This is a genomic window from Campylobacter lari (genome assembly GCF_001017575.1).
In the GTDB taxonomy this organism is placed as follows: Bacteria; Campylobacterota; Campylobacteria; order Campylobacterales; family Campylobacteraceae; genus Campylobacter_D; species Campylobacter_D lari_C.
The window spans coordinates 1,182,314-1,196,802 of sequence record NZ_CP011372.1 but is presented as its reverse complement, the minus strand read 5'-3'; the positions used below and the strand labels follow the sequence as shown (position 1 = coordinate 1,196,802).

Genomic DNA, 14,489 nt, shown 5'->3' with positions numbered 1-14,489 from the left:
GGCATTAATATGAATGATAAATTTTCTAAAATAGGTTTTGTTTTAGCCGTTGCAGGCGGGGCTATAGGACTTGGAAATGCTTGGAAATTTCCAACCTTAGTAGGGCAAAATGGAGGCTTTGCCTTCGTGCTTTTGTATTTGCTTTTGACTATTAGTATAGGATTTTGCGTATTTTTGGCTGAAATTGCTATGGGAAGATTAAGTCAAAGTGATCCTGTTAATGCTTATAAAAGCTTGGCAACTAAATATGCTCAAAAATGGAAATTTGCGGGATTTTTTATGCTCGGTGGAATTTTTGTATTATCTTTTTATCTTGTTATTATGGGTTGGGTTTTAAAATACATGATAACTTCGATTTATTATTTGCCTAGCAATACCCAAGAAGCAGGAGTTTTATTTGGAAATTTAATACAAAATAGTATTTTAGAAAGTAGTTTGTATTTTTTGGTTGCTTTTTTTCTTACCTTGTTTATTGTTTCAAGAGGGGTTAAAAGTGGTATAGAAAAACTCAATGTTTGGATTATGCCAAGTTTGTTTATCATGCTTGTTTTAATGCTAGTGTATTGTTTTTTTCAAGATGGTTTTAAGGAAGCTTTTGCTTATTTGTTTTATCCTGATTTTACTAAGCTTAGTTTAAACTCTGTTTTAACAGCTTTAGGTCTTGCTTTTTTTACTTTATGTTTGGGTATAGGTTGTATTACTACTTATGCAGCTTCATTAAAAGATGATACAAATTTAATTACAAGTTCAATTGTAATTGTACTTTTAAATATTAGCATAGGTTTAATGATGGGGCTTATTGTATTTACTTTTATATTTAAATTTAATGCTAATCCCGCAGAAGGTGCTGGACTTGTATTTATATCTTTAACAACTTTGTTTTCTAATTTAGGCACTATTTTTGGGCATTTTTTAGCCTTTTATTTTTTCTTGGCTTTATTTTTTGCAGGGATTACTTCAGCAGTTTCTATGATAGAACCTTTTACTTTTTATCTTGTGAATGAATATAAAATTTCAAGAAAAAAAGCTTTGGTTTTTATAGGCTTTGTGGTTTTTCTTTTAGGGATGAGTTGTATTTTATCTTTTAGTGCTAGTTATGGAGCTAGCTTTAGCTTTTTTGGTTTAAGTTTTTTTGATATTTTAGATAAATTAACTTCTAATTTTATGCTCCCACTTGGAGCTATTGCAAGTGCTATTTTTGTGGGATTTTTTGTAGATAAAATGAAAATCTATAATTTATTTTCTAAATTTATGAGTAAGGCTGTTTTTGAAGTATGGTATTTTTTACTTAGATTTGTTGCGCCTGTTGCGATTATTATCATTATGTTAAATCAAATTTTATAAATTTATTTTTTAAGAAAGTAGAGTTATAATTTCAAAGATGTAAAAATAAGGAAAAATTATGGCTAAAAAGTTAATTGATGTAATGGATACCACATTTAGAGATGGTTTTCAATCTGTTTATGGTGCTAGAGTTTTAATGAATGACTTTTTTCCTGCCCTAGAAGCAGCTAAAGAAGCAGACATTAAACATTTTGAATTTGGCGGTGGAGCTAGGTTTCAAAGCCTATTTTTTTATTTAAACGAAAATGCCTTTGAAATGATGGATAAATTTAGAGCCATCGTTGGAAAAGAAGCAAATTTACAAACTCTTGCAAGAGGGGTTAATACCGTAGCACTTGATACAGGTAGTAAAGAAATTATTGACTTGCACGCAAAAATGTTTGCAAAACATGGCACAACCACCATAAGAAATTTTGACGCATTAAATGATGTAAATAATTTAAAATTTAGTGGAGAATGTATAGTTAAGCATGGTTTAAAACATGAAATTACTATTACTTTAATGGATTTACCTCCAAAATGTAAAGGTGCACATGATGTACCTTTTTATGAAAGAATTTTAAAAGAAATCCTACAAGCACAAATTCCTTTTGATAGTATTTGTTTTAAAGACGCAAGTGGAACTTCAAATCCAAATAAAATTTATGAAGTTATTAAAATGGCTAGAAAAAACTTGCCTGAAAATATGCATATAAGATTACATACGCATGAAACTGCAGGGGTGAGTATAGCATGCTATTTAGCAGCTTTAGAGGCAGGTGTTGATGGTATAGATTTAGCTGCTGCTCCTGTTAGCGGTGGTACTTCTCAGCCTGATATTTTAACTATGCTTCATGCTCTAAAGGGAAGTAATTTTGATCTTGGTCTGGATGAAGAGAAAATTTTAAAATATGAAGAAGTGTTAAAAGATTGCTTAAAAGATTATTTTCTACCACCTGAAGCAACAGCGGTAAATCCTTTAATACCTTTTTCACCTATGCCAGGTGGGGCATTAACTGCTAATACACAAATGATGAGAGATAATAATATTTTAGATAAATTTCCTCAAGTTATAAAAGCCATGCAAGAAGTAGTAGAAAAAGGTGGCTATGGTACTTCGGTTACTCCTGTATCGCAGTTTTATTTTCAACAAGCTTTTAATAATGTAATGTTTGGTCCTTGGAAAAAAATCGCAGATGGGTATGGTAAGATGGTTTTGGGATATTTTGGAAAAACTCCTGTTGCGCCAGATCCTGAAGTAATTAAGCTTGCAAGCGAGCAATTAAAATTAGAACCAACTATAAAATTAGCCACAGATATTGCTGATGCAGATGAGAGTAAAAGCATAGCTTATATTAAAAACTTATTGGAAAAAGAAAATTTAGAAACAAGTGAAGAAAATATTTTTATCGTTGCAGCTTGTAAAGAAAAAGGCATAGCTTTCTTAAAAGGCGAAGCTAAGGTTAATGTTAGAAAAAATAGCAAATTAAAACCAAGTCTTGTTAATGAAAATCAATTTACCGTTTCAGTTAATGGTAATAAATACCATGTGGAAGTAAGTGCAGGTTTTGATAGAGATGTTAATGTTAAAAGTGCTGTCAAGGTAAATTCAGACAAAACAGAAGTGAAAAAGGCACAAGTAGATGATAGTGCTAATGCCATCGTTGCGAGTATGAATGCAAATGTATTTAAAATTTTAGTCAAAGAAAATGATAGTGTAAAAGCAGGGCAAGTTGTAGCTGTACTTGAAGCTATGAAAATGGAAATTGAGGTTAGCGCAAGTAAAGATGGAGAAATCGCAGAACTTTTAGTAAATGCTGGTGAGAGTGTAAGTGAAGGCCAAGCTTTAATGACTTATAAATAAGGAGGCAAAAATGATAGGTTTAGAAAATTTAGGTTTAGAAAACATCGGACAAGTTTTTCATAATCTTAGTTATGATGAGCTTTTAAAGCACGAAAAAAACAACAATGAAGGTGTATGTACTAAAAATGGTACCTTTAGTGTGGATACGGGAATTTTTACCGGAAGAAGTCCTAAGGATAAATATTTTGTAAAACAAGATCCTTCACAAAAATATATTGCTTGGGGTAAGATTAATCAACCTATTAGTGAGGAATTATTTGAAAAACTTTTAGCAAAAGCTAAAAAGCAACTTAGTAATAGTGATATTTATATTCAAGATGCATATTGTGGAGCTTCATTAAAAAGTCGTAAAGCTGTGCGTTTTGTAACGCAAATTGCATGGCAAGCGCATTTTGTAAAAAATATGTTTATTCGCCCAAAAGAAGAAGATCTTAAAGAGTTTAAACCTGATTTTGTGGTATATAATGCTTGTAAATGTGCGAATGAAGACTATGAAAAAGATGGTTTAAATTCAGAGGTTTTTGTAATTTTTAACATAGAAAAAAATATAGCAGTAATTGGTGGAACTTGGTATGGCGGAGAGATGAAAAAAGGAATTTTTTCTATGATGAATTATTGGCTTCCACTAGAAAATAAACTTCCTATGCATTGTAGCGCTAATGTCGGAGAAAAAGGCGATGTGGCACTTTTCTTTGGGCTTAGCGGTACAGGCAAAACCACTCTTTCAACCGATCCAAAAAGAAAATTAATAGGCGATGATGAGCATGGTTGGGATGATGAGGGTGTGTTTAATTTTGAAGGAGGTTGTTATGCAAAATGTATCAATCTTGACCCTCAAAGTGAGCCAGAAATTTATGGAGCTATAAAGCAAAATGCACTTTTAGAAAATGTAGTTTTAAAAGATGATTTAAGTGTTGATTTTAATGATGGTTCTAAAACTGAAAATACTAGAGTTTCTTATCCGATAGAACATATTTTAAATCACGAGCCAAGCCTTAGTGCGGGTCATCCTAGCAATATCATTTTCCTTTCAGCAGATGCTTTTGGTGTTTTACCTCCGGTTAGTAAGCTTAGTAAAGAACAAGCAATGTATTATTTTTTAAGTGGTTATACTGCTAAAGTAGCAGGAACTGAAAGAGGTATTACTGAGCCTGTTGCGACTTTTTCGGCTTGTTTTGGGGAAGTGTTTTTGCCATTACACCCAACTGTTTATGCAAAACTTTTGGGCGAAAAAATTAGCAAGCATAATGTGAATGTTTATTTGGTAAATACCGGTTGGAGCGGTGGAGCTTATGGTGTAGGCAAAAGAATGAGTATAAAAGCTACTAGAGCTTGCATTAATGCGATTTTAGATGGTAGCATACAAAATTGTGAGTTTGAAAACTATGATTTATTTAATCTTGCAGTTCCAAAAGAGTTAGCAGGTGTAGAAAGTAAGCTATTAAATCCTATTAATACTTGGGAGGACAAAAAAGCTTATGAAGAAACTAAATTAAAGCTTGCGAAAATGTTTATAGAAAATTTCAAACGCTATGAAGATGTAAAAGAAGGAGCAGAATTTAAATTAGCTGGTCCTGCTATCTAAAAAGAGTTAAGCTCTTTTTAGAATAGTGATTCAGGATTGATTTGGGTTTCTTTATTTTTTGGAAGCTCAAATCCACCTAACATATGAAAATGTAAATGAAAAACTTCTTGTCCGCTATTTTTTCCACAATTTGTGATTAATCTATACCCACTTTTATCTAGTCCTAAAAGAGTAGCTAGTTCTTGGATAAATTGTGTCATTTCGCTCATTAATTCAGGTCTTAATTCTTGAAAGTTTTCAAAATGCTCTTTTGGAATGATTAAAATATGAATAGGTGCTTTAGGATTGATATCATGAAAAGCTAAAAATTTTTCACTTTCTAAAACTTTATTAGCAGGAATTTTTCCTTCTACGATTAATTCAAATACGGTTTTTTCTCTCATTTAATAGTCCTTTTTTTATTATTTTTGCTAATTTTAAATAATTTTACATTAGAATGTTTAAAAAAAATTTAGTTGGAGCTAAAATTGCAAGATATGTTAGAAAAAATTGCTTCTGCAAATACTTTAGCAGAACTTGAAAATATAAAAGTAAGTGTTTTGGGAAAAAAAGGTATTTTGACTTTAGAATTTGCAAAGTTAAAAGATTTGCAAGGTGAAGAAAAAAAAGAATTTGCTAATGGTTTAAATAAAGCAAGAGATGAATTTAATGAAGCTTATCAAATAAAATTAAAAGAATTAGAAGAAAAAGCTTTAAATGAAAAAATGAAACAAGATGTGCAAGATTTTAGCTTTTTTGATGAAACTTCAAATGCAGGTGCTTTGCACCCAATCATGCAAACTATGGATAAAATCATAGAATATTTTACAGCTTTAAATTTCAGTATAGAAAAAGGGCCTTTGATTGAGGATGATTTTCATAATTTTGAAGCATTAAATTTACCACAAAATCATCCTGCAAGAGATATGCAAGATACTTTTTATTTTGAAGATAAAACCTTGCTTAGATCTCAAACTTCTCCAGTGCAAATTAGAACTATGCTATCTCAAAAGCCACCTATTAGAATGATAGCACCAGGTGCAGTTTTTAGAAGAGATTTTGATATTACCCATACGCCTATGTTTCATCAAGTGGAAGGACTTGTGGTAGAAGAGGGAGATAAAGTCAATTTTGCAAATTTAAAAGATATGCTAGAACACTTTTTAAAACATATGTTTGGTGATGTAAAAGTGCGTTTTAGACCCAGTTTTTTTCCTTTTACAGAGCCATCTGCTGAAGTAGATATTTCTTGTGTGTTTTGTAAAGGTTGTGGATGTAGGGTTTGTAAGCAAACAGGATGGCTTGAAGTTTTAGGATGTGGCGTTGTTGATCCTAATGTTTATAAATTTGTTGGTTATAAAAATGTAAGTGGCTATGCTTTTGGTTTGGGTGTGGAGCGTTTTGCCATGCTTTTACACAAAATTCCTGATTTGCGTTCTATGTTTGAAGGCGATTTAAGATTATTGGAGCAATTTAGATGATTATTAGTAGAAATTGGTTAAATGAATGGATTGACTTAAGTGAAATATCAACACAAACTATAGTAAATACTTTAAATTCTATAGGATTAGAAGTTGATAGTTTCAAAAGTGTTAAAGCTCCCCAAAAAGTTGTAGTAGGTAAGGTTTTAGAAAAAGTTAAACATGAAAATTCAGATAAATTGAATATTTGTAAAGTAGATGTTGGGAATGAAATTTTACAAATTGTTTGTGGAGCAAAAAATGTTGATAAAGATCAATTTGTAGCCGTATCTTTAGTGGGTGCCGTACTTCCAAATGGACTTGAGATAAAACCTGCCAAACTTAGAGGAGTTGAATCTATGGGTATGATTTGCTCTTCTAGTGAGCTTGGTTTTGGAAAAAGCAATGAAGGTATTATGGTTTTAGATGAAAGCATGGGAGAATTAGTTCTAGGAAAAGCTTTAAATGATTATGAACTTTTTAATGATGAATTAATTGAAATAGAACTTACTCCAAATCGCGGAGATTGCTTGAGTTTATATGGTGTTGCTAGAGATTTAAGTGCAGCACTTGATTTAAATTTAAAAGAATTAAATCCTTTAAAAGAAAGCGAAAATAGCGTAGGTATAGGAAGAATACTAAGTGTTAAAAATCAAAGTGATGTTGAAGGCTTTTTTGCTTATAAAGCATTAGAGATTAAAGAAGAATTTAAGTTAAATATCACGATACAAATTCGCCTTGCCTTGATTGAAGCATATAAAAATAATAATATAGAAAATCTTTTAACTTATGCAACTCATGCAAGTGGGGTGATTTTTTGTGCTTATGATTTTCATAAGCTTTGTAAAGAATGTCAAATCGATGAAAAGATTGTTTTAGAAATTAAAACTCAAAAGCATGGGGAATATGGGGTTTATTATAATGATGAATTAATTGCTTTAGCAGGTATAGAGCAAGAAGATAAATTTAAAATCAATGATGAAAGTAAAATCATTATTATAGAAGCAAGTTATACTCATCCTCAAACTATAGCAAATGCAATAGCCTTTTATAAAAAGAAAAATGATACTATATATCGTTCTTTAAGAGGTAGTGAGCCTAAGCTTTCTTTGGGAATGGAATATTTATTTAATGAGTGCTTGAAGATTAATGCTATAAGTGTTTTTTCAGGAAGCCAACAAGTTTTTAAAGAAAATGAAGCAAATATTATTGGTATTTTTGGTGCAGAGATTGATAAAATCATTGGTATGCCTATAGATAAAAATAATTTAGTAAAAATTCTTAAAAAACTAGGCTTTGAAATAAGTGTGGTAAATGATGAACAATTTAATATCAAAATCCCACTTCATCGCAGTGATATAGCAAATATAGCTGATATTAGCGAAGAGATAGTAAGAATTATTGGCATTGACAATATCCCATCAAAAGCTTTAGAATTTAAAGAAAAAAATCGCTTAAATAAGGTATATTTTGATTATCAAGAGCTTAAAAATTTAAGATTAAAAGCAAGTAGTAATGGATATTTTGAAAGTGTGCATTATGTTTTAGATAATGAAGAAGAATTAAGTCAATTAGGATTTAAATGCATTAAAAATAAGCTTATTAATCCTATCACTAATGAGCTTAATACTTTAAGAAGTACTTTGATAAATCATCTTTTAAATGCAGCAAGTTTTAATCTAAGAAATTCAAAAAAGAAAATCAAACTTTTTGAGTGTGGTAGTGTTTTTGATGAGTTTTCAAACGAGCATGCTAAATTTGCAATGATCTTTAGTGGCTACAAAGAAGAAGCTAAAATTACAAATAAGGCCAAGCCTGTTTTGGTAGATTTTTATACTTTTTTAGCAGAATTAAAAAGCATTATAGGTGAGTTTAGTTTGCAAAAATCAGAATATGCATTTTTAAGCCCATATGAGCAAGCAAATGTATATAAAAATGGCAAGCGTATAGGGTTTATAGGCAGAGTGCATTTAAGTATAGAAAATAAAAGAGATTTGACTAAAACTTATATTTGTGAGCTTGATTTAGAAGGCTTAAAACAAGATTTTAAAACCGCTAAAGCTTATTCTAAATTTCCATCTATGAGCAGGGATTTAAGTATAGTTATACCTAAGGGTTTTGAATATGAAAAAATCAAACATACTATTGCTAAATTAGATATTGAAAGATTAGAAAGTTTTAGAGTGGTAGATTTATACACAGATGAGAATTTAGGCGATTTTTATAGCTTGACTATTAATTTAGTATTTAGAGATTTTGAAAAAACCTTAGAAGATAATATTATTCTTGGATATATTGATAAAATCATCAAAGCTTTAGATGATGAGCATGGTTTAAAACTTCGATGAAAATCAGTCCTATTGGTTCTTTTGCAGCAGAGCTTGAAGATATAGCTTCTGATAAGTCTATATCTCATCGCTTTGCTATCTTTTCTTTGCTTACTCAAGGAACTTGCAAAATTAAAAATTATTTAAAAGCCCAAGATACTTTACATACTTTAGCAATTATTCAAGCTTTGGGAGCTGAGGTTGAAGAAATTGATGGGATAATTTGCATTAAAGCTCCAAAATATATAAAATCTCCAAATTGTGTTTTAGATTGTGGCAATTCAGGTACAGCTATGAGACTTTTAATAGGTCTTTTAAGCGCTATTGAAGATGAAATTTTTGTACTTAGTGGGGATTGTTATTTAAATGCTAGGCCGATGAGACGTGTAAGTGAGCCTTTGATGAGTTTAGGGGCTAAAATTTATGGAAGAGCTAATGCAAATTTAGCACCTATTTGTATACAAGGAGCTAAGTTGGATGGTTTTGATTTTAGTAGTAATATTGCTTCAGCTCAGGTAAAATCAGCTTTAATCTTAGCAGCTTTATTTGCCAAAAAAGAAAGTTATTTTAAAGAAATTGAGCTTTCAAGAGATCATAGTGAGATTATACTTAATAAAATGGGAGCTTGCATTGAATATCTAAATGAGGATAAAACTTTTATCAAAATCAATCCTTTAAAAGAAAAATTAAAAGCATTTGAAGTATGTGTGCCAAATGATCCATCATCGGCCTTTTATTTTGCCTTAGCTGCTTGTATTTTACCTCATTCAAAAGTAGTTTTAAAAAATGTTTTGTTAAATAAAACACGCATTGAAGCCTTTAAAATTTTAGAAAAAATGGGTGCAAAGATCACTTATAATATCACCAATGAAGATTTTGAAAGTATTGGAGAAATTTGTGTTGAAAGTGCGCCTTTAAAGGCGGTAAATGTGAGTGAAAATATCGCATGGTTGATTGATGAAATTCCAGCTTTGGCCATAGCTTTTGCTTGTGCAAAGGGAAAAAGCGTTATAAAAAATGCTGAAGAATTGCGCGTAAAAGAAAGCGATAGAATCAAATCAATTGTATTAAATTTGCAAAAATGTGGCATAAAGGTAAAAGAATTTGAAGATGGTTTTGAAGTAGAAGGCGGCGAAGCTAAAAGTGCTAAAATAGAAAGCTTTGGAGATCATAGAATTGCGATGAGTTTTTTAATTTTAGGTTTAAGATGTGGAATGGAAGTAGATGATAGTGAATGTATTAAAACTTCTTTTCCAAATTTTATTGAGATTTTAAAGCAAATAGGAGCTAAAATTTGGAGATTGAACTAGCAAAAAGCTATGGATTTTGTTTTGGGGTAAAAAGAGCTATTAAAAAGGCTGAACAGATTAAAGATGCAGCTACCATAGGTCCTTTAATCCATAATAATGAAGAAATCACAAGACTTTGGAAAAATTATAATGTTAAAACATTAAATGATATTAATGAATTAAGCACAGAAAAAAAAGCTATCATTAGAACTCATGGTATCACAAAGCAAGATTTAGAAAAATTAAAACAAAAAGATATAGAAATTTTTGATGCAACTTGTCCTTTTGTGACTAAACCTCAAAAAATTTGTGAGCAAATGAGCAATGAAGGCTATGAAGTTGTGATTTTTGGAGATGAAAATCATCCTGAAGTAAAAGGGGTAAGAAGTTATGTAAGTACTAAGGCTTATGTAGTGCTTGATGAAAAAGAATTGCTTGATATTAAATTGCCTTCTAAAATTGCAGTGGTATCACAAACTACAAAAAAGATAGAAAAATTTATGGAAATTGTGAATTTTTTAATGCTTAGGGTTAAGGAAGTGCGTGTTTTTAATACCATATGCGATGCGACTTTTAAAAATCAAGAAGCAATCAATGAGCTTGCTAAAAAAAGTGATGTAATGATAATAGTTGGAGGAAAAAATTCAGCTAATACTAAGCAACTTTTTTTGATAGCAAAAAACTACTGTGAGAATAGCTATTTAATCGAAAATGAAAAAGAAATTCAAAAAGAATGGTTTAGTGGCAAAGAAAAATGTGGTATTAGCGCGGGTGCTTCTACACCTGATTGGGTGATTGATTTGGTTTTGGAAAAAATCAAAGAATACACCAAAATTAACTAAGTTTAAAGAAAACAATACTATAATCAAGAATTAAAATTTAAAACAAAGGACCACGATGAGCGAGGTGAACAAAAAAGTTCAAAACAGACTAGAGGATATTATCATAGAAGAAGATTTTGAGCAAATGCTTGAGGAATCTTTCAAGTCTGATGAGGAGGCAACTACACAGGGTATAATTGTCGCGATTAAAGGCGATGAGGTATTTGTAAATGTAGGGCAAAAATCAGAAGGTATTTTAGCAATAGAAGAAATTCAAAACGACAAAGGCGAATTTATCTTCAAAGAAGGCGATACATTAGAAGTTGCTATAGTGGGTTCTCGCGGTGGCAGATCTTTACTTTCTCATAAAAAAGCTTTAAGAAAGCAAAAAGTTAAAGAATTTATCGATAATTATAAAGATGATGAAAGTATGTTTGATGTAAAAATCATTGGTAAAAATAGAGGTGGCTTTGTGGCTGTGGATGAAAATGGAGTAGAATTTTTCTTGCCAAAATCACAAAGTAGCTTTAAAGATTCAAATAACATCATCAACAAAACTTTCAAAGTTAAAATCATCAAAATTGATAAAGAAGCTCAAAGCATAGTAGTTTCTAGAAAAAAAATAGTAGATGAAGAAAGAAAAAAACGCAAAGAGATTATCTCAAATGTGTTAAATCAAGAAGAAATTATAGAAGGTATTGTTAAAAAAATCACTACCTATGGTATGTTTGTTGATGTAGGCGGTGTTGATGGTTTGGTTCACTATAGTGAAATTTCTTATAAAGGGCCAGTAAATCCTAGTTCATTATATAATGAGGGTGATAAGGTTCCTGTAAAAGTGATTAAATATGATAAAGATAAAAAACATCTTTCTTTATCTATCAAACTTGCTATGCCTGATCCTTGGGATGAAATTAAAGATGGTTTAGAGGTTGGTGACACTATTAAGGTTACAGTTTCAAATATAGAGCCATATGGTGCTTTTGTTGATTTGGGAAATGATATAGAAGGATTTTTACATATAAGTGAAATTTCTTGGGATAAAAATGCTAAAAACCCAAAAGATTATATTAGCGAAGGCCAAGAGCTTGATGTAGAAGTGATTGAGATTAATGCTAAAGAAAGAAGACTTAGAGTTTCATTAAAAAATTTATTAGCAAAACCTTTTGATGAGTTTTTAAAATCACATAAAGTAGGTGATGTGGTAAAAGGTAGTGTTACTTCTGTGACTAATTTTGGAGCCTTTGTAAAAATTGCAAACTTAGAAGGTTTATTGCATAATGAAGAGGCTTCATGGAATAGAAACGATAAATGTAAAGATATGTATAAAGTTGGTGATGTTATAGAAGTTAAAATCATCAAATTAGATAAAGAAAATCAAAAAATTTCTTTAAGCACTAAAGAATTGCAAAAAAGTCCTGTGCAAGTTTATGCGCAAAAACACCAAGTAAATGATATTATCTCAGGAAAAATTAGAGATATTAAGGATTTTGGAGTTTTTGTAGAGCTTGAAGAGGGTGTTGATGCACTAATTCACAAAGAAGATTTAGGTAATATTGATTTTTCAAGTTTAAAAGTAGGCGATACAATAGAAGCTTTAATTGTTTTCATTGATGAAAAGAAAAATAGAATTCGTTTAAGCGTAAAAAGTCTTGCAAGAATGAAAGAAAGAGAAGCGTTAAACGAAATCAATGATAATGATAAAGTAACTTTAGGTGATATTATCAAAGATCAACTTTCTTAATAACAAATGAAAAAATATACCCTTTATGGTATTTTAGGCTTTTTAAGCCTAGCTTTGATTGTTGCTTTTGTTTTTATGGTGAGATATGTAAATGTTGGAAATTTACCTGTCTCACAAAATATTAAATATTCTTTTGATGAGATAAAAAAAGAATTGCCGCAAACTTGGCAAGATAAGCTTTCAAATCTTAAAATTAATGATTTTTCTCCAGCAGCGAATGAATTTTATATGAGTTTTAATATGGATGATTCTGTAGTAAAACCAAAACAAAAATTTTATATGCTTGATGTAAATAAAAATGATGTTTATTCTATGTTTTGTTTAAAGCAAACATTGCATTCTTTTTTTATCAAATACACTTTAACACAAAGCAAAGATGAAGTGGCAATTTATTTAGATACAAATAATGAAAAAGTTTTAAACGCACTGATCGACAAATTAAAAATTTACAACATAAATGCAAAATTAAAGGAGGTTTGGTTATGAAAAAAATTATTGTATGTGATGCAATATTAGACAAAGGTGTGGAACTTTTAAGAAAAGCTGATGATGTAGAACTTATTGAAGCAGCGCATTTACCTAAAGATGAGCTTTTAACAAAATTAAGTGATGTGGATGTAGCTATTACTAGAAGTTCAACAGATGTGGATTTGAAATTTATCAATGCATGTTCTAATTTAAAAGCTTTAGTTAGAGCAGGTGTTGGGGTTGATAATGTTGATATAGATGAATGCTCTAAAAAAGGCATTATAGTAATGAATGTACCAACGGCTAATACTATAGCAGCAGTTGAACTTACTATGAATCATCTATTATGCTCTGCAAGATCTTTTGTCAATGCTCATAATTTTTTAAAAATACAAAGAAGATGGGAAAGAGAAAAGTGGTATGGTGTTGAACTTATGAACAAAACTTTAGGGGTTATAGGTTTTGGTAATATAGGTTCAAGAGTAGCTGTACGCGCAAAAGCTTTTGGTATGAAAGTTATAGCTTATGATCCTTATGTGGTAGCTTCTAAAATGACTGATTTGGGTATTGAATGTGTGAATTCTTTAGATACAATTTTAACTCAAAGTGATTTTATTACCATACATACACCAAAAACAAAAGAAACAACAGATATGATTTCTTTTGAAGAAATTTCTAAAATGAAAGATGGCGTAAGATTGATAAATTGTGCCAGAGGTGGTCTTTATAATGAAGATGCTTTGTGTGAGGGGTTAAAAAGTGGTAAAATAGCTTGGCTTGGTATTGATGTATTTAATAAAGAACCTGCAACCAATCATCCATTTTTAGACTTTGAAAATGTTTCTGTTACTTCTCATCTTGGTGCAAATACTTTAGAAAGTCAAGAAAATATAGCTATCCAAGCATGCGAGCAAGCTTTAAATGCTGCAAGAGGAATTTCTTATCCTAATGCTTTAAATTTACCAATTAAAACTGAAGATTTGCCAAGTTTTGTAGCACCTTATATTGAGCTTATTTCTAAAATGGGCTTTTTGGCTGCTCAGCTTGATAAAACTCCTATTAAGGCTATTAAACTTGAAAGTGAAGGACAAATTAGCGAGTATAATGAGTCTTTACTAACTTTTGCAACAGTGAGTGTTTTAAGAGGTATTTTAGGTGAAAATATTAATTATATTAACGCACATTTTGTAGCTAAAGATAAGGGCGTAGAACTTTCTTCTTGTATTTTGCCAAGTAGTGGTTATAGCAATAAAATCACTATAAAAGTAATCACAGATAATTCTAACCTTTCTATTTCAGGAACTATTTTTGGTGAAAATGAACAAAGGATAGTAGAGTTAAATGGCTTTGATGTAGATTTTAAACCAAAAGGGAAAATGATAATTTTAAACAATAATGATATACCAGGAGTTATTGCTAATGTTAGTGGAATTTTAGCTAAAAATAATGTCAATATAGCTGATTTTAGACTTGGTAGAAATGGCTTTGGAAAAGCTTTAGCTGTGATTTTGCTTGATGCAAAAATTTCAAAAGCTTTGCTTGAAGAATTAAGAGCAGTTGATGCTTGTATTTTTGCAGAATATGCAGAAATTTAAGGCTTTTTATAAGCCTTAATTGTTACAATTATTT

The 14,489-nt window shown here is 30.4% G+C and carries 11 protein-coding genes; 10 read left to right on the top strand and 1 reads right to left on the bottom strand.

Annotated features, from left to right (window positions below; translation table 11 throughout):
* Positions 1-9 precede the first annotated feature (9 nt).
* The 3 genes from CD56_RS06205 to pckA are packed head-to-tail and all read left to right on the top strand — an operon-like array spanning position 10 to position 4,772.
* On the top strand, positions 10-1,344 hold the full coding sequence (locus tag CD56_RS06205) for a sodium-dependent transporter (RefSeq protein WP_047208519.1): 1,335 nt from the start codon (positions 10-12) through the stop codon (positions 1,342-1,344).
* Positions 1,345-1,402: 58 nt separating this feature from the next.
* On the top strand, positions 1,403-3,187 hold the full coding sequence (locus CD56_RS06200) for a biotin/lipoyl-containing protein (RefSeq protein ID WP_047208518.1): 1,785 nt from the start codon (positions 1,403-1,405) through the stop codon (positions 3,185-3,187).
* 10 nt (positions 3,188-3,197) lie between these two features.
* Positions 3,198-4,772, top strand: coding sequence for a phosphoenolpyruvate carboxykinase (ATP) (gene pckA, locus CD56_RS06195; protein WP_039642058.1), 1,575 nt, complete (start codon positions 3,198-3,200; stop codon positions 4,770-4,772).
* A gap of 17 nt (positions 4,773-4,789) precedes the next feature.
* Here the strand turns inward: pckA and CD56_RS06190 are convergent, their stop codons facing one another.
* Positions 4,790-5,155 carry a histidine triad nucleotide-binding protein gene (locus tag CD56_RS06190; RefSeq protein ID WP_039626806.1) on the bottom strand — a complete coding sequence of 122 codons (366 nt, stop codon included), beginning with the start codon at positions 5,153-5,155 and terminating at the stop codon, positions 4,790-4,792.
* Positions 5,156-5,248: 93 nt separating this feature from the next.
* Between CD56_RS06190 and pheS the strand changes: the two genes are divergently transcribed.
* From pheS to CD56_RS06155, 7 genes are read left to right on the top strand one after another with little or no spacing between them, the layout of a single operon-like run.
* Complete coding sequence (gene pheS / locus CD56_RS06185) at positions 5,249-6,232, top strand: phenylalanine--tRNA ligase subunit alpha (protein ID WP_373274314.1); 984 nt, start codon at positions 5,249-5,251, stop codon at positions 6,230-6,232.
* Entirely contained in the window at positions 6,229-8,559 is a 2,331-nt protein-coding gene (pheT, locus tag CD56_RS06180; RefSeq protein ID WP_047208517.1) for a phenylalanine--tRNA ligase subunit beta, read from the top strand. Before pheS ends, pheT begins: the two co-directional genes overlap by 4 nt.
* A complete protein-coding gene (gene aroA, locus CD56_RS06175; protein ID WP_047208516.1) occupies positions 8,556-9,848 on the top strand; it encodes a 3-phosphoshikimate 1-carboxyvinyltransferase in 1,293 nt (430 codons plus the stop codon). The genes pheT and aroA overlap by 4 nt, the downstream gene beginning before the upstream one ends.
* Positions 9,833-10,669, top strand: coding sequence for a 4-hydroxy-3-methylbut-2-enyl diphosphate reductase (locus CD56_RS06170; RefSeq protein ID WP_039618941.1), 837 nt, complete (start codon positions 9,833-9,835; stop codon positions 10,667-10,669). Before aroA ends, CD56_RS06170 begins: the two co-directional genes overlap by 16 nt.
* A gap of 55 nt (positions 10,670-10,724) precedes the next feature.
* Positions 10,725-12,392 (top strand): 30S ribosomal protein S1, encoded by a 1,668-nt coding sequence (locus CD56_RS06165; RefSeq protein ID WP_047208515.1) that lies wholly within the window; start codon positions 10,725-10,727, stop codon positions 12,390-12,392.
* A 6-nt stretch (positions 12,393-12,398) separates the two neighbouring features.
* Positions 12,399-12,878 carry a hypothetical protein gene (locus CD56_RS06160; RefSeq protein ID WP_047208514.1) on the top strand — a complete coding sequence of 160 codons (480 nt, stop codon included), beginning with the start codon at positions 12,399-12,401 and terminating at the stop codon, positions 12,876-12,878.
* Positions 12,875-14,455 carry an alpha-ketoglutarate reductase / D-3-phosphoglycerate dehydrogenase gene (locus CD56_RS06155; protein WP_039618935.1) on the top strand — a complete coding sequence of 527 codons (1,581 nt, stop codon included), beginning with the start codon at positions 12,875-12,877 and terminating at the stop codon, positions 14,453-14,455. The genes CD56_RS06160 and CD56_RS06155 overlap by 4 nt, the downstream gene beginning before the upstream one ends.
* Positions 14,456-14,489: the final 34 nt, after the last annotated feature.

Coding starts and splice junctions, on each gene's coding strand:
- CD56_RS06205 (WP_047208519.1), top strand. CDS start 10: ATGAATGATAAATTTTCTAAAATAGGTTTTGTTTTAGCCGTTGCAGGC.
- CD56_RS06200 (WP_047208518.1), top strand. CDS start 1,403: ATGGCTAAAAAGTTAATTGATGTAATGGATACCACATTTAGAGATGGT.
- pckA (WP_039642058.1), top strand. CDS start 3,198: ATGATAGGTTTAGAAAATTTAGGTTTAGAAAACATCGGACAAGTTTTT.
- CD56_RS06190 (WP_039626806.1), bottom strand. CDS start 5,155: ATGAGAGAAAAAACCGTATTTGAATTAATCGTAGAAGGAAAAATTCCT.
- pheS (WP_373274314.1), top strand. CDS start 5,249: ATGTTAGAAAAAATTGCTTCTGCAAATACTTTAGCAGAACTTGAAAAT.
- pheT (WP_047208517.1), top strand. CDS start 6,229: ATGATTATTAGTAGAAATTGGTTAAATGAATGGATTGACTTAAGTGAA.
- aroA (WP_047208516.1), top strand. CDS start 8,556: ATGAAAATCAGTCCTATTGGTTCTTTTGCAGCAGAGCTTGAAGATATA.
- CD56_RS06165 (WP_047208515.1), top strand. CDS start 10,725: ATGAGCGAGGTGAACAAAAAAGTTCAAAACAGACTAGAGGATATTATC.
- CD56_RS06160 (WP_047208514.1), top strand. CDS start 12,399: ATGAAAAAATATACCCTTTATGGTATTTTAGGCTTTTTAAGCCTAGCT.
- CD56_RS06155 (WP_039618935.1), top strand. CDS start 12,875: ATGAAAAAAATTATTGTATGTGATGCAATATTAGACAAAGGTGTGGAA.